Raw genomic sequence first — 23,088 nt, forward strand, 5'->3', positions numbered from 1 at the left:
TGCAACTATCACTTTACGTTTTCAACTTAGATGACTGGCGCTTAGTGCAAGCATCTCACTTCTCGTTCCAGGATTAATCCCTTCAGACGCGCATGAGTTAGCGGTAGCGTCCTCCGAGAATCCTGAGACCGGGCAGCGCAAGTAGTCGGCACCCGGGCGGGCTCGGAAAAGATGCGCCATCCGGCAAGCGGCGTTCCGGAGCCTGCGCCGATGGATCGACCGCGCGTTGATCATCGACCTTCTACGGCCGCCAACGTGACGCAAATCACGGCGGTAGTCATGCCTGCCAGATTAAGTAGTTCAGTCGCTAAGTAGTTCAGTAATAGTTCATTTATGTTCCAACTTGAAAGTCCAGACATTGCCTCAGCGATAGCGGTTGAACGCGCACGTAAGTGTGGCGGTTTATAACGCCCGTGGCGATACGGTAACGACCCAGCGTGGAGTGACAGTTATGCAAGGAGATCATCTGGAAACCGTTTGCGGTTGCGTAGTAGGAGGTGCCGGACCTGCGGGGATGGGACTGCTTTTCAACGCATTGAAAAGTGGCGCCATGCCAGAACTGGCCAAGGAAGGTTTAATCATTGTCGACGCAAGTCCCACGCCGGGCACGGGTCGTTTGGGCGATTACCGGATCACTGCCAACTCGGTGGGCGATGTGTTCCTTGATTGTCTGCGCGACCCGGCTTTGCGTGATGTATTCGAACCCCTCGAACATTCGTCCGCCTACTGGCGCATCCGTCGTCAGGCGCAAAGCGCGCCGCAGTTGGCGGACGTCGCTGAACTGCTGGCGGAAGCCTCGAAGCTGGTGCTCGACTTTATCGTCGAGCGCTACGGCGTGAAGTTATGGAGCAGCACAACGATCACCGAGATCGTGCGCGAAGGTGACGATTACCAGGTGTGGGTCGAGTCCGACGGCCGCAGTCGGCGTATTCGCAGCCGTGCAGTCGTCCTCAATCTGGGCGGCTGGCAGGACCCGCAGCACCTGCTCGACAGCCTGGCGGATCAAGGCCTTGCGGTGCCGCCCTCGGCGCAGATCCAGAGCGCCGATGCCCTGTTGAGAATGAATGCCGTGCAACTGCGCCACCTCTTCGCGACAACGCTGGCGGCCAAGGGCCGGGTGTGCGTCGTGGGCGGCTCCCACAGCGCGTTCTCGGTGCTGGAAAACCTGGCCGACGCGCTGGAGTTTGCCGGCCTGGAGGAGGTCACGCTGGTACACCGTTCGCCGATCCGCCTGTTTTACGAAACCCCGCAGGCCGCGCTGGACGCGGGCTATGTGTTCGATGCGGCCAGGGATGTCTGCCCGGTTTCGGGTCGGGTCAACCGGTCAGGCGGTTTGCGCTACCGGGCGCTGGATGTGGGGCGTGAAGCCCTGTCCAAAGGCCTGATCGGCAAGACCGGCGTGCGCGTGCAGTTGCTGCAAACCCATCAGGGCCCGGCCGATCAGTGCGAGCGCGCCCGTCAGGCGCTGGCGGAAGCCGACATTGTCGTGCAGTGCACGGGCTATCAGCCGGTGCTGCCAGCATTGAGTCATGCCGGTGGCGAGGCCATCACGCTGATGGAGGTCAAGGGCGGGCTGGATTCCGATCCTTCGGGTTGTCCGCTCGATGCCAGCGGTCAGCGCCTGCATGGCCTGCACCTGTTCGGTCTGGGGGCAGGGCTGGGAGTCGATCCGCGATTGGGCAGCGAAGCGTCGTTTGACGGCCGCATCTATGGCGTCTGGCAGTTTCATCACGACGCCAGCGGCGTGGTGATCGATTCGGTCCTGACCCGCTTGCAGACCCCTGCCGTGCAACCCATCCCTGCGGCGCCACGGCTGGTGTCCAGTCGCAGCGAAGATCGACTGCCGTTCCTCTGGCCCGTGCTGGTCAACGCGCAATCCTGACTGTCCTTGCAACACTTGCATCCCGGCGCTCCTTTGGTTAGGCAGCCCGGGATTTTTTTTGCCCGTGATTCAGCGGGAACAAAATATATGTTGGCCGCCATATAAGCAGTTCGCAAGAGTCCGACCGCTCATCTATTCTGCATGCCTGACCCTCGACGTTGCATCGAACAGGAACTGACCAATGCGTATTTTGATGGTGGGCGCGGGTGCGATCGGCGGCTATTTCGGCGGCCGATTGCTGGATGCCGGGCGAGACGTGACCTTTCTGGTGCGCGAAGGACGGGCGCAGGAGCTGGAGCGTGACGGGCTGATCGTGCGCAGCCCGCTGGGTAACATCGAGTACCCCTCGCCGCCGCAGGTCATGGCGGCGATGCTCGACACGCCCTTTGACCTGATCGTCCTCAGTTGCAAGGCCTACGACCTCGACAGCGCCATGGAATCGTTCGCGCCCGCAGTGGGGCCGGAGACGCTGATCCTTCCGTTGCTCAATGGCATGGCGCATCTGGATCGTCTGGCGGAGCGGTTCTCTCCCGCAAACGTGCTCGGCGGCCAATGCCTGATCTCGCTGGATCGCGATGCCTCGGGCGCCATCCTTCACTTGAACGACACCCACCAGCTCTCGTTCGGCGAACGTGACGGCGGGCTGACCCCGCGCATTCAGAAGGTTGCCGAGGCGCTAGGCAATGCGGGATTTGATGCTGTGCTGAGTGAGCAGATTACTCAGGAGATGTGGGAAAAATGGTGCTTCATCGCGACCGGGGCCGGCATTACCGGATCAATGCGTGCGAGCATCGGCGACGTGGTCGCCAGTGGCGGGGCAGGGCTGATTCTGAAGCTGCTGGATGAGTGCGCCCAGGTGGCGGACCACGCCGGGCACCCGCTGCGCAGTGAAGTCCGCCAACGGTTCGAGAAGATGCTGACCACTCCCGGCTCGAAGATGACCGCCTCGATGCTCAGGGACATCGAGCGCGGTGCGCCGATCGAAGTGCAGCACGTATTCGGTGAGCTGATTGCCCGGCGGCCAGGCGCCGACAGGTCACCTGGAGAATCACTGTCGGCACTCGATTACGTGTATCTGCACCTGCGCGCGTATGAGGCGCGGCGGCTCACGTAACAGGTCGGGAAGCAGGCGTACGTTATTTGGCCGGCGTGTGCGTCGCCAGCTCCATGATCATCCGCGTCAGCAGGTAAATGCGCGGCGACACGCTGTCGACTTCGGCATATTCCTCGGGCGTGTGAATGTTGCCGCCAACGATGCCGAAGCCGTCCAGTGTTGGCACGCCGACCCCGGCCGAGAGGCTCGCATCGGCCGCGCCGCCGCTGCCTTCGACGGTCAGCTTGCGGCCGATCTCGCCGTAGATGCCCTGGGCGATATCGACCAGCTTGTCGGTTTCCGGCGTCTGGGGCATTGGCGGCAAACCGCGCTCCAGGCGGGTGGTCACTTCGGTGTCCGGGATCAGTTTGTCAGCCGACACCCGCGCCAGATCCTTCTCGATGCGATCGAATTCTTCCGGCACGGCGGCGCGCACATCGGCCTTGGCGGTGGCCTGATCGGGGATCACGTTGGTGCGATCGCCCGCGTTGAGCACGGTGAAGTTGATCGTGGTCTTCTTCTCGGCATCGCCCAGTTTGCCCAGTTGCAGGATCTGATGCGCAACCTCCATGGCCGCGTTGCGCCCCAGTTCCGGCGCGACGCCGGCATGGGACGCCTTGCCCTTGACCTCGACCACCGCGGTGGCGCTGCCTTTGCGCCAGATCACCAGGCCGTCGGCGGGGCGTCCCGGCTCCAGATTCAAGGTCACATCGTGCTGTTTGGCGACTTTCTGAATCAGCGCGGTGGCGGCGGCCGAGCCGGTCTCCTCGCTGGCGTCCAGCAGGAAGGTAATCTGCGCGTAGTCCTTGAAGTCGAGCTTCTTCAGAATCTTCAGCGCGTAAATCCCGGCGACGATACCGCCCTTGTCGTCCATCACCCCTGGCCCGTACGCACGGCTGTCCTTGATGTGGAACGGGCGGGCGGCGGCGGAGCCTTCCTTGAACACGGTGTCCATGTGCGCCATCAGCAGGATCTTTGCCTTGCCGCCGCCCTTGAGCGTCGCGACCACATGCTGGCTCTTGTCCGGCGCGGTGTTGGGGATCATCTCGATGGTTGCGCCGAGCGCCTTGAGCTGCGCGACGACGATGTCACGCACTTGGGTCAGTCCCGGCTCGTAGCCGGAGCCCGAATCGATATTGACCAGTTGCTCCAGCAGCTTCAGGGCTTCGTCCTTGTATTGCTCGGCATCCGCCTGGACCTGTTTGTTGGGCTCGGCGAAGGCAGGCGCTGCCGCTGAAAAAGCGATACCGAAGGCCAGCGCGCTGGCGAGAAGAGAACGGGAAAACGGCGAGGTCATGGTCGATCCTTTAAATGGCATGAAAGGGGGTCGACCGACACCCTAGCCCGTTGCACAGGAGCGTGCCTGTCAAAACGCGTTATTCACATCGGCAAAAACGCCGAACCTTTAGGCTGGGCTACCCTCAACATTCCTACGTCAGTCATCAGAGGAGAGGCATCCCATGCCGGTTAAGCACGATTTGTACGCGGACCTGAGCATCACCAAAGAAGAGCTCGCCAAGCGCAAAGGCAGCGACCCGAAGCTCAATGCCCTGGTCGATCATTACGATGAGCTGGACGCCCATATCGTCAGCGTCGAACAGGCGGGCGATGTCTCCGACGATGAATTGAAGAAACTCAAGGAAAAACGGGTGCAGGCAAAAGACACCATCGCCAGTCACCTGAACACAGCGGGCTGATTGGGTTAAACGGCTTAGTAACTAAAACGGCCGATCTCTTATGGAGGTCGGCCGTTTTTAGTTGGCGATACCAGATGTCCGTCAACTTTTCCCGGCATCCGGAAGTGCATCGTCCAATACGCTGAATCTGTGTGGTCGCTCACGCTTAGTTGTCAGCGGGACGACTTCGATGGATCCAAAGTTCAGGCGAAAAAAAACGGCGTCTGGTCAGTCGCCGTCGCCGATCTGTCAGCACCGGGTGGCCGCTGACAGTTATCGCATAGCATAAACCGGTGGGTTTATTGCGGATCCTGCTCGGGTGCAGTCTCGGCCTTGATGCGCTTGTAGATTTCTTCGCGGTGCACTGAAACATCTTTCGGAGCGTTGATGCCCAGACGGACTTGGAGGCCCTGAACGCCCAGAATGGTGACGGTGATGTCGTCACCAATGTTTATGCTTTCGCCGACTTTGCGGGTGAGTATCAACATAATCTTTTCCTTGATGGCCTCATGAAGCGCCTCTACCGGGAGGCTGGCGTGAGCCTTTGGGTGGTGGTAATTGCCGATTGCATCCAAATGCGTTCATCAGTATGACGCCATTGGTACGATTTTAATTCCCCAGGTTCATCGTCTCGTCACAGTTAGCGTCGCTCCTGGGTGGAACGGCATGCGAATCTTGCCTGATGCTGGCGGCAAACTCCCGTGCAAATCGGCTATCGCATCGATAGCCAGATTCCGGGCGGCGCCTATTCCACACTCCTTTGGCCTTTATTGCAAAGAACTCATGCCGGGCGGCGATGAAATTTTCATTAGGTTGCCCCGTACGAGTTCTCTGAGAGGAGTGTAGGAGACTTCTGAAATCAGTACCGGCAAAACGCCGTAACTTTAATCGAATTGATGACGGGATGTGTGAACGGTTTTGTATCAGGCGCGATTGACCAGACCTGAAGAGCCAAAGGTCAGCATCAGGAGAAGAACCGAGGGGAGCGGGAGGTTCTGAAATAACATGCCCACCGCGAGGGTGGGCATGGATGCAACAGGGTGATCGCGCGTCAATAGGCCGCGATCAATCCATCAGACGACCAGCGACAACAGCATGATCAGGATGATGCCTACCACCGAAAGGATGGTTTCCATCACGGTCCAGGTTTTCAGGGTTTCGGCCACGGTCATGTTGAAGTACTGCTTGACCAGCCAGAAACCCGCGTCGTTCACGTGGGACAGGATCAGCGAACCGGCACCGGTTGCCAGAACCAGCAGTTCGCGGTTCACGCCCGGCACCATGCCAACCACCGGCGCGACAATCCCGGCACCGGTGATGGTGGCGACGGTCGCGGAACCGGTGGCGATACGGATCACCGCAGCCACCAGCCACGCCAGCAGAATTGGTGAGATCTGCGCCTGCACGGCCATGTGGCCGATCAGGTTACCGACACCACTGTCCACCAGCATCTGCTTGAAGCCACCGCCGGCACCGACGATCAGCACGATCGCGGCCACGGGCGCCAGGCTCTGGTCGAGCAGCTTGATGATGTGGTCGCGGCTGAAGCCACGGGCCGAGCCGAAGGTGTAGAACGCCAGCAGCAGGGCGAACAACAGGGCAGCGATAGGGTGACCGATGAAGTCCATCCAGATGCGGAAGATGTGACCGGCTGGCAGCGCGACGTCGGCGAACGTCTTGAGCAGCATCAGGAACACCGGCAGCAGGATCGTCACCAGGGTGATGGCAAAGCTCGGCAGGTTTTCGTTGGTCGATTCTTTGGCAATCTGGTCCATCAGCTCTTTCGACGGGTTGCCCGGAATGCGCTTGGCAATCCATTTACCGTAGATCGGGCCGGCGATGATCGCGGTCGGGAACGCTACGATCAGACCGTAGAAAATGGTCTTGCCGATGTCTGCGCTGAAGATGCCGATGGCCAGCAAAGGACCCGGATGCGGAGGCACCAGACCGTGTACGGCCGAGAGACCTGCCAGCAACGGAATGCCGATCTTGACGATGGAGACGCCGCTGCGACGTGCAACGATGAACACCAACGGGATCAGCAGCACGAAGCCGATTTCGAAGAACAGCGGGATGCCCACCAGAAACGCCGAAAACATCATGGCCCAGTGCACGCGGTCCTTGCCGAAGCGACGGATCAACGTCTGGGCGATCTGGTCAGCACCGCCGGAATCGGCCATCAGCTTGCCGAGCATGGTGCCCAGGCCGAGGATGATGCCGACGAAACCCAGCACGCCGCCGAAACCGTCCTGGAACGATTTCATCACTTTGTCCACCGGCATCCCGGAGGTCAGCCCGAGAAAACCGGCAGCGATCGTCAACGCAATAAAGGGGTGGACTTTGAAGTTGGTGATCAGAAGCACAAGGCCAATGATGGTCACCAACGCATCGACCAGCAGATACGTGTCTTGAGTCATACCGAACATGGGGGTGTCTCTCCGTTGTATTTTGTTTTTTTGGAGCTACTGCTTGACGCTGTTGCTCTCTGCCCTGTGAAGCGAGGGCAGCGTCATCAGAGACAGCGCTACCTTTGCCGCTCACGCCTGATCGAGGATCACGAGCCGGTGTGCGCGGTGACAGATTGGGTTTGAGATTCGGAGCCAGACTCGCTCCACCATGTGGCCGCTTCCTTACCGATGGTCTCGATCGATTTAGTCGCGTCCACCACCAGTGTGCGGTCTTCGTTGTACGGAGGCTCGAGGGTTGCGAACTGGCTGTCGACCAGACTGGCCGGCATGAAGTGCCCCGGGCGATGGGAGCAGCGTTCGGTGGCGAGTTCTTTGGTCAGCTCCAGAAACACGAAGCCCAGCTCGGGTACGGCTGCACGCAGACGTTCACGGTAGATGAGTTTGAGGGAGGAGCAGGTCAGAACGGGCTTTTCGCCGTTTTGTAGAGCGGCGGCAACTTCTTCGCCGAGGCGGCTCAGCCAGCCGGCGCGATCGTTGTCGTCGAGCGGGTGGCCCGCGCTCATCTTGTCGATGTTGGCCTGAGGATGGAACGCATCACCCTCGATCAGGCGGCCGCCGCTGTTTTTAGCGATGGCCTCGCCGACGGCACTCTTGCCGCAGCCAGAAACACCCATTACCACGATGGCGGAAATAGCATGTGGAGCAGTAGTCATAAAAACCTCTTCCCGGAGACAGCGCTGTCTTCGCCGAATGGTGTGCAAGTCCGGCGAGACTGTTTCCAGGTGTAGTCATTGTTATGGGTATCTCGCTGATCCATGAGATGCATCAATCCAGTCGTTTAGACGATCGAAAAGTTGCGGGCCTCCGTGAGATAGCGCTACCTTAGAGCCCATCCCACACAATCGCAACCCCCGCAGCTTTCTTCCAATCAGTTGGCAACGCATGACACGCATTGGTTCCCGCTCCACCGGTCGTCCTACTCTCAACGAAGTCGCAAAACTGGCTGCCGTCTCGCCGATTACCGCATCCCGGGCCCTGCGTGGCGTGGCCACCGTTGCGCCTGAACTGGTAGAAAAGGTTCGCGCTGCTGCGCTGAGTCTAGGCTATGTCGCCAATCCTGCCGCACGGGCGCTGGCGTCCTCGCAAAGTCAGTCGGTGGTGGTGCTGGTGCCGTCGCTGTCCAACCAGTTGTTCATCGAAACGCTCGAAGCCATTCAGACGGTTCTGCGTCCGCGCGGGCTGGAAGTGGTCATCGGTAATTACCACTACTCGCCTATAGAAGAAGAGAACCTGCTGCGCAGTCATCTTTCCCACCGGCCGCGCGGCATTCTGCTGACCGGCTTTGACCGCAGCGTGGCGGCGCAGCAGTTGCTGGCGTCCAGCGGCGTACCGTGCGTGCACATGATGGAATTGGACCCGACCCGCGCCGAACCTTGCGTGGGGTTTTCCCAGCAACAGGCGGGTGCCGAGGCCGCGCGGCATCTGTTGAGCCGTGGTCGGCGGCGACTGGCGTACGTGGCGGCGCAGCTGGACCCACGGGTGATTCAACGCGGGGTCGGCTTTCGCGGCGTACTGGAGCAGGAAGGGCTGTATGACGAGGCGCTGCAGATGGCGTCGCCGCTGCCGTCGTCCATCGGTCTGGGCAGCGAGCTGTTTGCCCGATTGCTGGAAGCGCATCCGGATGTTGACGGGGTGTTTTTCTGCAATGACGACCTGGCCCAGGGCGCGTCGCTGGAAGCCCTGCGGCGGGGCATTCGCATTCCGGAACAGGTGTCGCTGATCGGCTTCAACGACCTGCCGGGTTCGGCGCACATGGTGCCGCGTCTGACCTCCATTCGCACCCCGCGCGAACAGGTCGGCCAGCGCGCCGCGCAATTATTGCTCGGCTTGCTGGACGGCACGGTACACGAGGCGCAAGTGGATCTGGGGTTTGAACTGGTGGTGCGGGAGAGTACTTAGGCGCTTTCGTGAGCAAGCCCACTCTCACCTCTGCATCGCCGCACCGCTTACGCTCGATCAATGCTCCTTTTTGAACGCCAGCCGGAACTCGTGCAACAGCGGTTCGGTGTAGCCGCTCGGCTGCTCGCGACCTTTGAACACCAGCGCGCTGGCGGCCTGGAAGGCCACTGACTTCTCGAAATTGCCGGCCATTGGCGTGTAAGCCGCATCCCCGGCGTTTTGCCGATCGACCACTTTGGCCATGCGCTTGAGCGTGTCCTTGACGTAGTCCTCGTTGACCACACCGTGGCGCAGCCAGTTGGCGATGTGCTGGCTGGAAATGCGCAGCGTCGCCCGGTCTTCCATCAGGCCGACGTTGTGGATGTCCGGCACCTTTGAGCAGCCAACGCCTTGCTCCACCCAACGCACCACATAACCCAGCAGACCCTGCGCGTTGTTTTCCACTTCTTCGCGGATCTGATCCTCGCTCCACTCTGCCTTTTCGACGACGGGGATGCTCAGCAGGTCCAGCAAAATGTCTTCGCTGATGCTGTCCAGATCGACCTGTTCCAGCTCCTGCTGCACCGCTTTCACGTCCACTTTGTGGTAATGCAGCGCGTGCAAGGTGGCTGCCGTAGGAGAAGGGACCCACGCCGTGGTCGCGCCGGATTTCGGGTGCCCGATTTTTTGCTCCAGCATGTCGGCCATCAGGTCCGGCATCGCCCACATGCCCTTGCCGATCTGCGCACGGCCGCGCAGCCCGCAGGCCAGGCCGACCAGCACGTTATTGCGCTCATACGCCTTGATCCACGGCGTGGCTTTCATGTCGCCCTTGCGCAGCATCGGCCCCGCTTCCATCGAGCTGTGCATCTCGTCGCCGGTGCGGTCGAGGAAGCCGGTGTTGATGAACGCCACCCGCGACGATGCAGCTTCGATGCACGCCTTGAGGTTGACGCTGGTGCGCCGCTCCTCGTCCATGATCCCCATCTTCAGGGTGTTGCGCGGGATTTTCAGCACGTCTTCGATGCGGCTGAACAGCGTGTTGGCGAAGGCCACTTCGTCCGGGCCGTGCATCTTCGGTTTGACGATGTAGACGCTGCCGGCGCGGGAATTGGTGCGGTTGTGCAGGTCGTGCAAGGCGATCAGGCTGGTGAGGACACCGTCGAGAATGCCTTCCGGGATTTCCTTGTTGCCGTCGTAGAGGATCGCCGGGTTGGTCATCAGGTGACCAACGTTGCGGATGAACAGCAGCGAGCGCCCGTGCAGGGTGATCGCGCTGCCATCGGCGGCGGTGTATTGGCGGTCGGCGTTCAGGCGACGGGTGATGGTCTTGCCGTTCTTGACCAGCGCTTCGGTCAGGTCACCTTTCATCAGACCCAGCCAGTTGCGGTAGATCACCAGCTTGTCCTCGGCATCGACGGCGGCGACCGAGTCTTCGCAGTCGATGATCGTCGACAGCGCGGCCTCCAGCAGCAGGTCCTTGATCCCGGCCGGGTCAGTGCCACCGATGGGGCTGGCGGGGTCGATCTGGATTTCGATGTGCAGGCCGTTGTTTTTCAGCAGGATTGCATTCGGCTGGCGCGGCTCGCCCTGATAGCCGATGTATTTCTCGGGCTGGGCAAGGCGCGACGGGCTGCCGTCCGCGAGGGTGACCAGCAATTCGCCGCTGTCCACCGCGTAGGCTTTGGCGCCGACGTGGGAACCCGACGCCAGGGGCGCGGCTTCATCCAGCAGGGCGCGAGCGAAGGCGATGACTTTCTCGCCACGCAGGGGGTTGTAGCCGGCCTTGATTTCGGCGCCATTGGCCGAGGAAATGGCATCGGTGCCATACAGCGCGTCGTACAGCGAACCCCAGCGCGCATTGGCCGCATTCAGGGCGTAACGGGCGTTGGCGGCGGGCACCACCAGTTGCGGGCCGGCCTGTTCGCTGACTTCGATATCCACTTTGTTGGTGGACACCTGAACCTGCGCCGGTACCTGCTTCAGATAGCCGATGCTGTCGAGAAACGCGATGTACGCCGGCATGTCGGTGACAGGGCCGGGATTGGATTTATGCCATTTATCGAGCTGCGCCTGCAGGCGGTCGCGCTCTTTCAACAGTTCGCGGTTGACGGGGGCGAGGTCGTGGACCAGCGAATCAAAATCGGCCCAGAACAGTTCCGGGGTCAGGCCTGTCCCGGGAATCACTTCCTCGTCGACAAAGCGCTTGAGGTTGGCCGCCACCTTGAGGTTGTGGCAATTGACGAACTCGGTCATCTGGGGTCTCCATCTCAATTGCTGTATTGGCGCCTTTGAGCACCCTCAGGTGCGGCGCCACAGGGTTATCGCGGTTGGCGTTATTGGGCGCCCACTGCCGCGACCCCGGCCTTGGCCACTTGCGCATCCTGGTCGGCCTTCACACCTGACACGCCCACCGCGCCGATGGTCTGGCCATCGATGATCACCGGCACGCCGCCTTCCAGCGAGGTCAGCAGCGGGGCAGTGACGAATGCAGTGCGACCGCCGTTGACCATCTCTTCATAGCCCTTGGATTCGCGACGACCCAGCGCCGAGGTGCGGGCTTTTTCGATGGCGATGTAGCCGCCAATCGGCGCGCAGCCGTCAAGGCGCTCGAAGCCCAGCAGGTGACCGCCGTCGTCCGTTACGGCGATGGATACTGCCCAGCCGTTGTTCTGAGCCTCGGTGCGTGCAGCGGCGAGGATCTGGGTGACTTCGGTCTGGGTCAGTACGGATTTGGTTATCATGCAGTTCTCCTGAAGGGCAAAGGGTGTCATGAGTGTCGGTCTGATAGGGAGCGAGGGCGCCTGCATTCAACTTGGAGGCAAGGCGTCCTCGATGAGTTCGATCCAGTGTTTGACCGGTGTGCGGTTGGCGCTGGCCAGATGGGTCTGACAGCCAATGTTGGCCGTCGCGATCACGTCCGGGTTGCCGCTCTCCAGCGCGTTCATCTTGTTGTCGCGCAACTGTTTCGCCAGCACCGGCTGGGTGATCGAATAGGTGCCGGCCGACCCGCAGCATAAGTGACTGTCGGGCACCGGTGTCAGATTGAAGCCCAGCCGGGTCAACACGGACTCGACGGCGCCGCCGAGTTTCTGCGCGTGCTGCAGCGTACACGGGCAATGGAAGGCCAGGGTCTGGCGCGTGCAACCGCCGAGCTGTTCCAGCGGTTCGGCGCGCAGCACTTCAACCAGGTCCTTGGTGCGTTCGCTGATCGTCGCCGCTTTTTGCGCGTAAGCCGGGTCGTTGCGCAGCAGGTGGCCGTAATCCTTGACGAAGGCGCCGCAGCCGCTGGCGGTCTGTACGATGGCTTCGGCGCCGGCCTGAATACTCGGCCACCACGCGTCGATGTTCCGGCGGGCACGTTGCAGGCCCTGTTCCTGCGCATTCAAGTGGTAATCCACGGCGCCGCAGCAACCGGCCTGGGCAATGGATTTGACGCTGATGCCCAGTCGGTCGAGCACCCTCGCCGTGGCGGCGTTGGTGTTGGGCGACAAACCGGGTTGCACACAGCCTTCGAGAATCAACACCTGCCGTGCATGCTGCCGGGTCGGCCGAGCCTTGGCGGGACGGATGTTGCCCGGCAGCTTGGTCTTGAGCGCAACCGGCAGCAGCGGCCTGAAGGCGTTGCCCAATTGGGTCAGGGATTTGAACAGCCCGGCGCTGGGGACCACGGCGCGCAGGCTGTCGCGCAGCAACCGTTGGCCGAGTGGGCGGGGCACGGCGGCGTCGACCACCTCGCGGCCAATGTCCAGCAGGTTGTGGTAGTCGACGCCGGAAGGGCAGGTGGTTTCACAGTTGCGGCAGGACAGGCAGCGGTCCAGGTGCAGCTGGGTTTTCTCGGTGACTTCCTTGCCTTCCAGCACTTGTTTGATGAGATAAATGCGCCCACGCGGGCCATCCAGCTCGTCGCCGAGCAGCTGATAGGTCGGGCAGGTGGCGTTGCAGAAACCGCAGTGCACGCAGCTGCGCAGAATGCTTTGCGCCTCTTCGCCACGGGGCAGGCTTTTGGCGTGTTCGCTCAGGGTCGTCTGCATGGTCAGATCTCCGCGTACATTCGGCCCGGATTGAAAATTCCGTGCGGATCGAGTTGCGCCTTAAGCTGGCGGTGGTAGCGCAGCAGCGGCGTGGCCAACGGCTGAAACGGGTTGTCGTCGAGGCCATGGCTGTAGCAAGTGGCGTGACCACCCGCGGCGCTGACGATGCGGCGAATCTCGCTGCCACTGGCATCGGATTTCAACCAGCGTTGCGCACCGGCCCAGTCGATCAATTGATCTCCCGGCAGGTCCAGCGCAGCCGTGCTGATGGGCAATGACAGGCGCCACAGGGGACGGCCATCGGTGAAGAAATCCAGGCGGTGTTCGTTGAGCGCGCGCCAGTAAGCCGGGTCGATGGATTCGCCGCCGAGCCGGTCATGGGCCGCCGCGACCGAGCCTTCGCCGCCTTCAAGACGCAAGCGCAGCACGCGGCCGTCGTGGCTGGCGGCGCTGATCGGCAGCGGTTGCTGACCCCATTGCGCCAGGCGGGCGAGGGCGGTGGCGCTGTCCATTTCGAGCGCAATGCTGGTGCACAGTCGCGGCTTGGGCAGGACTTTCAACGAGACTTCGGTGATCAGGCCAAGGCAGCCAAAACTGCCGGCCATCAGCCGAGAAAGGTCGTAGCCGGCAACGTTTTTCATCACTTCGCCGCCGAAGCGCAAATGCTTGCCCAGGCCGGTGATCACCCGCGTGCCCAAGACGAAATCCCGCACCGAGCCTGACCAAGGCCTGCGCGGGCCGGACAAGCCCGCTGCAACCATCCCGCCGACGGTTGCATCGCCTGCGCCGCTATTGCCTGCATCACCATGGCGATAGCTCGGCGGTTCGCACGGCAGCATCTGCCCGGCTTCCTCCAGCGCAGCGTTCAGCACCGACAACGGCGTGCCCGCCCTGGCGGTGATCACCAGCTCGGTCGGGTCGTAAGTGACGATGCCGCTGTGGATGCGTGTATCCAGCGCTTCCCCGGCCACCTCGCGACCGAGAAATGCCTTGCTGTTGGCGCCTTGGATGCGCAGCGGCAGGGCGAGTTGAATCGCCCGGTTGACCTGTTCCAGCAGCGCATCGCTGGCATCGCGTTCCTGGGCCACGAAGGGCGGCTGACGTTGGGCATCCATCAGAAACGCTCCAGTTCAGGGAAGGGCAGCTTGCCCATGTGCACGTGCATGGCACCGAATTCGGCGCAGCGGTGCAGGGTCGGGATGTTCTTGCCGGGGTTGAGGGTGCCGGCCGGATCGAACGCGGCTTTTACGGCGTGAAACAACGTCAGCTCGTCACTGTTGAATTGCGCGCACATCTGATTGATCTTCTCGCGACCCACGCCGTGCTCGCCGGTGATGCTGCCGCCGACTTTCACGCACAGCTCCAGAATCTTCCCGCCCAGCGCTTCGGCACGGTCGAGCTCACCGGGTTGATTGGCATCGAAGAGAATCAGCGGGTGCATGTTGCCGTCGCCGGCGTGGAAAACGTTGGCGACGCGCAGGCCGTATTCTTCCGACAGCGCGGAAATACCCTTCAGCACGCCGGGCAATTCCCGACGCGGGATGGTGCCGTCCATGCAGTAGTAATCCGGCGACAGCCGACCGACTGCCGGGAAAGCGTTCTTGCGCCCGGCCCAGAAGCGCACGCGTTCGGCTTCGTCCTTCGCCTGACGAATCTCGGTCGCGCCGGCGTTTTCCAGCACGGCGCGAACCCGGTCGCAGTCGGCGTGAACGTCAGCTTCCACGCCGTCGAGTTCGCACAGCAGGATGGCTTCGGCGTCGACCGGATAGCCGGCATGAATGAAGTCTTCGGCGGCGCGAATGGCGAGGTTGTCCATCATCTCCAGACCGCCGGGGATGATGCCTTCGGCGATGATGTCACCGACGGCGCGACCGGCCTTTTCCACCGAGTCGAAGGCGGCCAGCAACACCCTCGCCACCTGCGGTTTGGGCAGCAGTTTGACCGTGACTTCAGTGATCACGCCGAGCATGCCTTCGGAGCCGGTAAACAGTGCGAGCAGATCAAAGCCTGGCGAGTCCAGCGCGTCGGAGCCCAACACCATGTGCTCGCCCTCGACCGTGAGGATGTCGACCTGGAGCAGGTTGTGCACGGTGAGGCCGTATTTCAGGCAATGCACACCGCCGGCGTTTTCCGCGACGTTGCCGCCGATGGAGCAGGCAATTTGCGAGGAGGGGTCAGGCGCGTAATAAAGGTCGTGGGGCGCGGCGGCCTGGGAGATAGCCAGGTTGCGCACGCCGGGCTGCACGCGGGCAAAGCGCCCGGCGGGGTCGATGTGCAGGATTTTGTTGAACCGCGCCATCACCAGCAGCACGCCTTTTTCCAGGGGCAGGGCGCCGCCGGACAGTCCGGTCCCGGCACCGCGCGCCACCACCGGCACGCCGCGCTCATGGCAGACCTTGAGCAGCGTCTGCACCTGCTCGATGCGCTGGGGCAGCACCACCAGCATCGGCGTCGTGCGGTAGGCGGAGAGGCCGTCGCATTCGTAGGGGCGCAGTTCTTCCTCGCGGTGGAGGATGTCCAGATCAGGCAGGCGGGTTTGCAGCGCTTGCAGCAGCTGTTGTTTGTCGATAACCGGCAGAACGCCGTCGACGCGTTCGTCGTACAGAATATTCATGATGGGTTCGCAACCCTGTCTTGTTTTTATTGGAGGCCCGTCCCGGGGCGGAACGTGAATGGCTGGCTTGCATCATTGGCTCAGCGGGGCTTAGTGTCTACCGGGTGGAGCAGTGGTCGAACCAGTTTCGCGCGGTATGATCCGAGATCGATCCGTTAATAGGTTTGCTTATCAATGGTTTAGCGAGGTTCAGGTTGTTCGATCATTTCGTGTCGGCAGGAGGTCCTACCAGTGATACGTGAATGCCGCTTTCATGGACGTCGTGGATTTCGTGTAGGAGCGCGCTTGCCCGCGATAGCGATTTGTCAGGCAAAGATGAGTTGGATGTGCCGACGCTTTCGCGGGCAAGCGCGCTCCTACAATGGTTTTGCGGTGATTGATGGATCCCGGTCCGCCGCAGAACCTGCTGTTCGGTTCGCCCTCGGCAAGCCGGCCCGGTTCCACCCCTGAGGAAACTGAACCATGGAAGCCACCCAGCACCAAACCCAGCCTAAAACCCAAAACAAACGCCCGCAGCAGGTCGCCGATGTCGTCAGCGAGCGCATTGAGCGGCTGATTGTCGACGGAGTGCTCAAGGTCGGTCAGCTGTTGCCTTCCGAACGGCGGCTGACCGAAAAGCTCGGGGTGTCGCGCACCGCCCTGCGCGAAGGCCTGCAGTTGCTGCGCGCCAGGGGCATCATCGAAACCCGACAAGGCAAGGGCTCCTTCGTCGCGCCAATGGGCGGCCTCGGGCTGACCGCCAATTCGCCGCTGATGCACTTGTTCGCCTCCCAGCCACGCACGCTGTACGACCTGTTTGAAGTGCGCAGCCTGCTGGAAGGGGAGTCCGCGCGGCTGGCGGCGCTGCGCGGCACCGACGCGGATTTCGTGCTGATCACCCGCGCCTACGACGCCTTGGTTGCCGCCCATGACCACCCGTTGCCGGCGTCCGAACACGCGCGGCTCGACCATGCTTTTCACCTGGCCATCTGCGAAGCGTCCCACAACCCGGTGCTGGTGCAGACCTTGCGTTCGTTGACGGATCTGCTGCTGAACACGGTGTTCGCCTCGGTCAACAACCTGTATCACCGTGATGCCCAGAAGCGTCAGATCGACCGCCATCACGCCCGGCTCTATAACGCGGTGACCGGGCGTTTGCCCGAGCAGGCGCGCAAGGCGGCTGTGGCGCACATCCAGAACATCTGCGACAACCTGCGGGAGATAGAAAGCGAGGAGCAACGCCTGGTGCGCGCCACCCTGCGGCTGGAGGGTTGGGCTTAAGCCAGGCTCACGCTGAGCCACGCTAGCGCTTTGCCTGTCCGGAGCTGAACTTGACAGCCATCCCGCATTGCCGCAGTTTACGCATTGCGTAAGTCGCTTACGCCGTAGTGAAAACCAAAACAACAATAACAGGCCATTCCCGTGGATCTTTTCACCTACTACCGATCGACCTCAAGCTACCGGGTGCGCATTGCCCTGGCGCTGAAAGGTCTCGCGTTCGACGCCATACCGGTCAACCTGATCCGCGACGGCGGTGAACACCACCAGCCCGATTACCGTGCGATCAACCCCCAGGGCCGCGTTCCCTCTTTAAGGCTGGACGACGGTGAGGTGATCATCCAGTCCATGGCGATCATCGAATACCTCGAAGAATTCTCCCCCGAACCTGCATTGCTCCCCGACGCGCTGCTCGACCGCGCGCGCCATCGGCAGATTGCCGCCCTGATCGGTTGCGACATTCACCCGCTGCACAACGTCGCGGTGCTCAATCGTTTGCGCGGCATGGGCCACGACGAAGGCGATGTGACCGCGTGGATCGGCCACTGGATCGGCCAAGGCTTCGCCGCAGTGGAAGCCCTGCTTGGCGACGCTGAATTTTGCTACGGCGCCGTGGGCCTGGCCGATGTGTACCTGCTGCCCCAGGTGTATGCGGCGCGACGCTTCAACGTCGACATGAGCCCGTACCCGCGAATTTGTCGGGTCGAAGCGCTGGCGTTGCAGCATCCAGCGTTTCAGACCGCCCATCCCGATGCGCAATCGGACAAGCCGGAGTAATCTTTCCCACATGAAAAGCTTCGGTCTGCAATTGATCTTCGGCGACTTCCTCGCCCGCAGCGTGCGGGGGATTTCCTGCGCGCCCCCCGCTGAATCGTGATCCGAGCCGCTGTGCCTCTCACTATTTAGCAGGAGCAAGACCGTGACTGATCTCTACGAAAACCCGATGGGCCTGATGGGCTTTGAATTCATCGAATTCGCCTCGCCCACCCCGAACGTGCTGGAGCCGGTGTTCCAGATCATGGGCTTCACCAAAGTCGCCCATCATCGCTCCAAGAATGTGTCGCTGTACCGCCAGGGCGCAATCAACATCATCCTCAACAACGAGCCCAACAGCGAAGCGTCCTACTTCGCTGCGGAGCACGGTCCTTCCGTGTGCGGCATGGCATTCCGGGTCAAGGATTCGCAAATGGCCTACAAGCGCGCACTGGAACTCGGCGCGCAGCCTGTCGAGATCGGCACCGGGCCCATGGAGCTGCGCCTGCCAGCGATCAAGGGCATTGGCGGCGCGCCGTTGTACCTGATCGACCGTTTCGGTGAAGGCACCTCGATCTACGACATCGACTTCGTGTACATCGAAGGCGTCGACCGTCACCCCAAAGGCGCTGGCCTGCAATTCATCGATCACCTGACCCACAACGTCTATCGCGGGCGGATGGCTTATTGGGCGAACTTCTACGAGAAGCTGTTCAACTTCCGCGAGCTGCGCTATTTCGACATCAAGGGCGAGTACACCGGCCTGACCTCGAAAGCGATGACCGCGCCGGACGGCATGATCCGCATCCCGCTGAACGAGGAATCGTCCAAGGGCGCCGGGCAGATCGAAGAATTTTTGATGAAGTTCAACGGCGAGGGGATTCAGCACGTCGCGTTTTTCACCGAAGACCTCATCGATACCTGGGACCGGCTCAAGGCGCTGGGCATGCGCTTCATGACCCCGCCGCCGGAAACCTATTACGAAATGCTCGATGGCCGGCTGCCCAACCACGGTGAACCGGAGCAGGAGCTGAAGGCGCGAGGGATCCTGCTGGACGGCAACTCCGAAGGGGGAAGCCAGCGTCTGCTGCTGCAGATCTTCTCGGAAACCCTGATGGGGCCGGTGTTCTTCGAATTCATCCAGCGCAAGGGCGACGATGGCTTCGGCGAGGGCAATTTCAAGGCGTTGTTCGAGTCGATCGAGCGGGATCAAGTGCGGCGGGGCGTGTTGGCGGTGGATTGAAGTAGGTGCACGCGCGCTGTTAGTGGGACCGGCTTCAGCCGGGAATGGGCCGGTTTGGACACCATCAATTTTGTGGTGTAACCGCTGATGCTTTCCCGGCTAAAGCCGGTCCCACTAGATGCACACGGTCCGTTAGTGGGACCGGCTTCAGCCGGGAAGGGGCCGGTTTGGACACCATCAATTTTGTGGTGTAACCGCCGACGCTTTCCCGGCTAAAGCCGGTCCCACTATGCACGCGGTCCTACCATTGTGATCCTGACCAATTATTCCAACTGCGGCATTGTCCCACCCATCCGCACGCTGATCGCCTGCGCCGTCTGCAGCAGTTCCTGCGCGGCGAGGGCCTGACGCTGATCGGTAAACACCGACGCCGAGCCCACCACCGTCACCACACCCACCAGCTTGTTGCCCATGGCAAACACCGGCGACGACACCGCGTTGACGCCGGCCATCAACAAGCCATGAATCTGATGCACCCCGGTGCTGCGGATCTCGTGGAGGTGCCGATCGATCTCCGTCAACTGCGTTGCGTTCAACGAGGCCGATTCCGCCTCTCTCAACGCGGCGGTTTCGGTCGGCGACAGAAAAGTCTCGAACACCAGCCCGGTGGATGAACTGAGCAGCGGCAGCACCGAACCGATCTGCGTGACCAGGGTGACCGCCCCCAGCGACTGCTCGACGTAGACGACCGTCGGGCCTTTGTTGCCCCACACCGCCAGAAAGCAGGTTTCGTTGAGTTCGTCGCGCAGTGCGATCAGCGCCGGCGCGGATGTCTTCAGCACATCCAGCTGGCTCAACGCCGCCAGGCCGACCTGCAACGCCGAGCGCCCCAGACGGTAGTGATTGCTGGTCGGGTCCTGCTCGGCAAACCCGCTGTCCACCAGCGCTTGCAGGTAGCGATGCACCTTGCTCGCCGGCATGCCGACGTATTCGGCGAGTTTCGACAGTGACGTGGCGGGCGCCAGTTCGGCCAGCGCCTTGAGGATGCCGACGCCGACCTCAGCCGACTGGACTTTCTGCTGGCGCGGCGCGGTGGCGGGGGTGGAATCGTCGGTCATGGCAAGGGAGGCCCCCGGTCTGGAAAGGCTGCTTTATAGCTTGACCCTTCCCCAAACTCAAATTACGTTATGCGTAACGCGCTTACGAAAAAAACAATAAGAGGTCGCCATGTCGACAGCACCCCGGTCCGAGCCCCTGCGCTACCAGCGCGGCTTCGGCAATCAATTCAGCAGCGAGGCGATGCCGGGCGGTTTGCCCCACGGGCAGAACTCGCCGCAGCGTCACCCGCTGGGCCTCTATGCCGAGCAATTCTCCGGGACCGCGTTCACCGTGCCCCGCGCCGAAGCCCGACGCACCTGGCTCTACCGCATTCAACCGTCCGCCGCGCACCCTCGTTTTCAGCGCCTTGAGCGGCAGATTACCGGTCAACAGCAAGGCCCCGTCACACCCAATCGCCTGCGCTGGAATGCGTTCGACATCCCCGCCGAACCGACCGATTTCATCGACGGCCTGCACGCGCTGGCCAGCACCTCGTCTGCCGAGCAGGCCGAGGGCGTGAGCATCTATGTCTACACGGCCAACCGCTCCATGCAGCGCGCGTTCTTCAACGCCGACGGCGAGTGGCTGATCGTCCCCCAGCAGGGTCGCCTGCGCATCACCACCGAACTGGGCCTGCTCGACCTTGAGCCGCAGGAAATCGCCGTGCTGCCCCGTGGTTTGAAATTCAGCGTCGAGTTGCTCGACGGCACAGCGCGGGGCTACATCTGCGAGAACCACGGCTGCGCCCTGCGCCTGCCTGACCTCGGACCCATCGGCAGTAACGGCCTGGCCAATCCCCGGGATTTCCAGGTGCCCCGCGCGCAGTTTGAAGACAGCGTCCAACCCACTGTGCTGGTGCAGAAATTCCTCGGCGAACTGTGGGCGACCCCGCTGGGTCATTCCCCCTTCGATGTCGTCGCGTGGCACGGCAACAACGTCCCGTACAAATACGACCTGCGCCTGTTTAACACCTTGGGCACGGTGAGTTACGACCATCCTGATCCGTCGATCTTCACCGTGCTGACTTCGCCGGGCGCTGTCGACGGCCAGGCGAACGTCGATTTCGTGATTTTCCCGCCGCGCTGGATGGTGGCGGAAAACACCTTCCGACCGCCCTGGTTCCACCGCAACCTGATGAACGAATTCATGGGCCTGATCGATGGTGCCTACGACGCCAAGGCCGCAGGTTTCATGCCCGGCGGCGCGTCGCTGCACAACTGCATGAGCGCCCACGGCCCGGACAACGCCAGCGCCGAGAAAGCCATCGCCGCCGAGCTCACGCCGCACAAGATTCAGCAGACCATGGCGTTCATGTTCGAGACCGGCAAAGTCCTGCGCCCCAGCTATCACGCGCTGGAATGCCCGCAGCTGCAAAGCGACTACGATGCCTGCTGGAATGGCATCGCCAGAACGTTCAAGCCTTTCGACACGGACAGCCAACGATGAGCACTTCACACCACCCGCGCAGCTGGGTTGCCAGCGCCAACGACCATCCCGACTTCCCCCTGCAAAACCTGCCCCTGGGTGTGTTCAGCCGCCCCGGTTTCGGCAAGCGCGGCGGCGTCGCCATCGGCGATTTCATTCTGGACCTGCAAACGGCCCTTGAAGCCAGCCTGTTCAACGGCGCCGCGCGCGTGGCCGTGGAGGCCGCCAGCCGCGGGCAGTTGAACGACTTTTTCGCCTTGGGCGGATCGTCCCGGCAGGCGCTGCGTCACGAATTGCTACACCTGCTTGACGAAAAAACCCTGCAGCGTGAGCGTTTGCAGGCCATGGGCGAGCGTCTGCTGGTGCCAATGGCTGACTGCCAGATGCACATGCCGGCGCAGGTCGGCGACTACACCGACTTCTACGTCGGCATTCATCACGCGATGAACGTCGGCAAGCTGTTCCGCCCGGACAACCCGCTGCTGCCGAACTACAAGTACGTGCCGATTGCCTACCACGGGCGGGCGTCGACGCTGGGTGTGTCCGGCATGCCGGTCAGGCGCCCCAACGGGCAAACCTTGAAGCCGGGTGCCGAGACGCCGGATTTCGGGCCGAGCAAGCGCCTGGATTACGAACTGGAAGTGGGCGTGTGGATCGGGCAGGGCAACGAGGCGGGCGAGCCTGTCGCCATCGACAAGGCGGGCGAGCACATCGCCGGTTTCTGTCTGCTGAACGACTGGTCGGCTCGCGACCTGCAAGCCTGGGAATACCAGCCACTGGGGCCGTTTCTGTCGAAGAGTTTTGCCACGAGCATTTCGCCGTGGGTGGTCACGGCTGAAGCGCTGGCGCCATTCCGCGCGACCCAACCGGCGCGTCCCGAGGGTGACCCGCAGCCGATGGCCTATCTGTTCGACGAGCAGGATCAGGCCGGCGGCGCGCTGGACATCGAACTGGAAGTGCTGCTGCTCACCGCGCAGATGAAAGCGCAGGACATCGCGCCCCAGCGTCTGTCCCTGAGCAACACGCTGAACATGTACTGGACCGTCGCGCAGATGGTGGCGCACCACAGCGTCAACGGCTGCAAGCTGCAAGCGGGGGATCTGTTCGGCACCGGCACCTTGTCAGGCCCGCAGCCCGGCCAGCTCGGCAGCCTGCTGGAGATGACCGAGGGCGGAAAGCGCGCCGTCGAGTTGCCCAATGGTGAGACCCGCACCTTTCTGGAGGCCGGCGATGAGGTGATCCTCAAAGCGCGCTGCCGCAAGGAGGGCGAAGTGAGCATCGGGTTTGGCGAGTGCCGTGGCGTGGTGATTGGCTAAACCCAGTCCTACGGACACAGCGCATGCTTTTAGTAGGACCGGCTTCAGCCGGGAAGAGGCCAGTGTGTACAGCTCAGATTTGCGGTATGCCGCCTGACGCTTTCCCGGCTAAAGCCAGTCCTACAGACCGCATGCTTTTAGTGGGACCGGCGTCAGCCGGGAAGAGGCCAGTGTGTACAGCTCAGATTTGCGGTGTGCCGCCTGACGCCTTCCCGGCTAAAGCCAGTCCTACAGACCGGATGCTTTTAGTGGGACCGGCTTCAGCCGGGAAAAGGCCCGTGTGTACAGCCCAGATTCGCGGTGTGTCGCCTGACACTTTCCCGGCTAAAGCCAGTCCTACAGACCGCATGCTTTTAGTGGGGCCGGCTTCAGCCGGGAAGAGGCCAGTGTGTACAGCTCAGATTTGCGGTA

Annotated in this window: 19 protein-coding genes; 9 read left to right on the forward strand and 10 right to left on the reverse strand. The window is 62.0% G+C overall.

Features of this window, described 5'->3' with window-relative positions; genetic code table 11:
- The first annotated feature begins 514 nt into the window (after nucleotides 1-514).
- The gene (locus tag L4G42_RS23715) at nucleotides 515-1,882 is read left to right on the forward strand and encodes a pyridine nucleotide-disulfide oxidoreductase (RefSeq protein ID WP_419789404.1); all 1,368 of its coding nucleotides are present in this window, start codon (nucleotides 515-517) and stop codon (nucleotides 1,880-1,882) included.
- Nucleotides 1,883-2,063: 181 nt separating this feature from the next.
- On the forward strand, nucleotides 2,064-2,996 hold the full coding sequence (locus L4G42_RS23720) for a ketopantoate reductase family protein (RefSeq protein WP_237253812.1): 933 nt from the start codon (nucleotides 2,064-2,066) through the stop codon (nucleotides 2,994-2,996).
- A gap of 22 nt (nucleotides 2,997-3,018) precedes the next feature.
- Here the strand turns inward: L4G42_RS23720 and L4G42_RS23725 are convergent, their stop codons facing one another.
- Nucleotides 3,019-4,272 (reverse strand): M20/M25/M40 family metallo-hydrolase, encoded by a 1,254-nt coding sequence (locus L4G42_RS23725; RefSeq protein WP_237253811.1) that lies wholly within the window; start codon nucleotides 4,270-4,272, stop codon nucleotides 3,019-3,021.
- 163 nt (nucleotides 4,273-4,435) lie between these two features.
- Here L4G42_RS23725 and L4G42_RS23730 point away from each other — a divergent pair, with 163 nt between their 5' ends.
- A complete protein-coding gene (locus L4G42_RS23730; protein WP_237253810.1) occupies nucleotides 4,436-4,672 on the forward strand; it encodes a DUF465 domain-containing protein in 237 nt (78 codons plus the stop codon).
- Between the two features lie 278 nt (nucleotides 4,673-4,950).
- On the opposite strand, the gene csrA is transcribed toward L4G42_RS23730, so the two are convergent.
- The 3 genes from csrA to L4G42_RS23745 all read right to left on the reverse strand — a co-directional run bounded on the left by csrA (nucleotide 4,951) and on the right by L4G42_RS23745 (nucleotide 7,733).
- The gene (gene csrA / locus L4G42_RS23735; RefSeq protein ID WP_237253809.1) at nucleotides 4,951-5,139 is read right to left on the reverse strand and encodes a carbon storage regulator CsrA; all 189 of its coding nucleotides are present in this window, start codon (nucleotides 5,137-5,139) and stop codon (nucleotides 4,951-4,953) included.
- A gap of 585 nt (nucleotides 5,140-5,724) precedes the next feature.
- The gene (locus tag L4G42_RS23740; RefSeq protein ID WP_237261253.1) at nucleotides 5,725-7,077 is read right to left on the reverse strand and encodes a GntP family permease; all 1,353 of its coding nucleotides are present in this window, start codon (nucleotides 7,075-7,077) and stop codon (nucleotides 5,725-5,727) included.
- Nucleotides 7,078-7,205: 128 nt separating this feature from the next.
- Complete coding sequence (locus L4G42_RS23745; RefSeq protein ID WP_237253877.1) at nucleotides 7,206-7,733, reverse strand: gluconokinase; 528 nt, start codon at nucleotides 7,731-7,733, stop codon at nucleotides 7,206-7,208.
- A gap of 268 nt (nucleotides 7,734-8,001) precedes the next feature.
- On the opposite strand from L4G42_RS23745, the gene gntR reads away from it, so the two are divergent.
- Entirely contained in the window at nucleotides 8,002-9,018 is a 1,017-nt protein-coding gene (gene gntR, locus L4G42_RS23750; RefSeq protein ID WP_237253807.1) for an HTH-type transcriptional regulator GntR, read from the forward strand.
- 57 nt (nucleotides 9,019-9,075) lie between these two features.
- On the opposite strand, the gene L4G42_RS23755 is transcribed toward gntR, so the two are convergent.
- The 5 genes from L4G42_RS23755 to glcD form a co-directional block, all read right to left on the reverse strand.
- Nucleotides 9,076-11,253, reverse strand: coding sequence for a malate synthase G (locus L4G42_RS23755; RefSeq protein ID WP_237259969.1), 2,178 nt, complete (start codon nucleotides 11,251-11,253; stop codon nucleotides 9,076-9,078).
- A gap of 80 nt (nucleotides 11,254-11,333) precedes the next feature.
- The gene (locus L4G42_RS23760; RefSeq protein ID WP_237253805.1) at nucleotides 11,334-11,741 is read right to left on the reverse strand and encodes a heme-binding protein; all 408 of its coding nucleotides are present in this window, start codon (nucleotides 11,739-11,741) and stop codon (nucleotides 11,334-11,336) included.
- A 66-nt stretch (nucleotides 11,742-11,807) separates the two neighbouring features.
- A complete protein-coding gene (gene glcF / locus L4G42_RS23765) occupies nucleotides 11,808-13,031 on the reverse strand; it encodes a glycolate oxidase subunit GlcF (protein ID WP_237253804.1) in 1,224 nt (407 codons plus the stop codon).
- Nucleotides 13,032-13,033: 2 nt separating this feature from the next.
- Nucleotides 13,034-14,146 carry a glycolate oxidase subunit GlcE gene (glcE, locus tag L4G42_RS23770; protein ID WP_237253803.1) on the reverse strand — a complete coding sequence of 371 codons (1,113 nt, stop codon included), beginning with the start codon at nucleotides 14,144-14,146 and terminating at the stop codon, nucleotides 13,034-13,036.
- Entirely contained in the window at nucleotides 14,146-15,645 is a 1,500-nt protein-coding gene (glcD, locus tag L4G42_RS23775; protein WP_237253802.1) for a glycolate oxidase subunit GlcD, read from the reverse strand. The genes glcE and glcD overlap by 1 nt, the downstream gene beginning before the upstream one ends.
- Nucleotides 15,646-16,107: 462 nt before the next feature.
- Between glcD and glcC the strand changes: the two genes are divergently transcribed.
- The 3 genes from glcC (at nucleotide 16,108) to hppD (ending at nucleotide 18,898) form a co-directional block, all read left to right on the forward strand.
- Nucleotides 16,108-16,905 carry a transcriptional regulator GlcC gene (glcC, locus tag L4G42_RS23780; protein WP_237259968.1) on the forward strand — a complete coding sequence of 266 codons (798 nt, stop codon included), beginning with the start codon at nucleotides 16,108-16,110 and terminating at the stop codon, nucleotides 16,903-16,905.
- Nucleotides 16,906-17,046: 141 nt separating this feature from the next.
- Complete coding sequence (gene maiA / locus L4G42_RS23785) at nucleotides 17,047-17,679, forward strand: maleylacetoacetate isomerase (protein WP_237253800.1); 633 nt, start codon at nucleotides 17,047-17,049, stop codon at nucleotides 17,677-17,679.
- A 142-nt stretch (nucleotides 17,680-17,821) separates the two neighbouring features.
- On the forward strand, nucleotides 17,822-18,898 hold the full coding sequence (gene hppD / locus L4G42_RS23790; protein WP_237253799.1) for a 4-hydroxyphenylpyruvate dioxygenase: 1,077 nt from the start codon (nucleotides 17,822-17,824) through the stop codon (nucleotides 18,896-18,898).
- A gap of 263 nt (nucleotides 18,899-19,161) precedes the next feature.
- On the opposite strand, the gene L4G42_RS23795 is transcribed toward hppD, so the two are convergent.
- Nucleotides 19,162-19,956, reverse strand: coding sequence for an IclR family transcriptional regulator (locus L4G42_RS23795; RefSeq protein WP_237253798.1), 795 nt, complete (start codon nucleotides 19,954-19,956; stop codon nucleotides 19,162-19,164).
- A 109-nt stretch (nucleotides 19,957-20,065) separates the two neighbouring features.
- Between L4G42_RS23795 and hmgA the strand changes: the two genes are divergently transcribed.
- Both hmgA and fahA read left to right on the forward strand, forming a co-directional pair.
- Nucleotides 20,066-21,382: a homogentisate 1,2-dioxygenase gene (hmgA, locus tag L4G42_RS23800; RefSeq protein ID WP_237253797.1), complete on the forward strand. Its 1,317-nt coding sequence runs from the start codon at nucleotides 20,066-20,068 to the stop codon at nucleotides 21,380-21,382.
- Nucleotides 21,379-22,677 (forward strand): fumarylacetoacetase, encoded by a 1,299-nt coding sequence (fahA, locus tag L4G42_RS23805; RefSeq protein ID WP_237253796.1) that lies wholly within the window; start codon nucleotides 21,379-21,381, stop codon nucleotides 22,675-22,677. The genes hmgA and fahA overlap by 4 nt, the downstream gene beginning before the upstream one ends.
- Nucleotides 22,678-23,088: the final 411 nt, after the last annotated feature.

It is taken from the genome of Pseudomonas petrae (assembly GCF_021728295.1).
GTDB classification, from domain to species: domain Bacteria; phylum Pseudomonadota; class Gammaproteobacteria; order Pseudomonadales; family Pseudomonadaceae; genus Aquipseudomonas; species Aquipseudomonas petrae.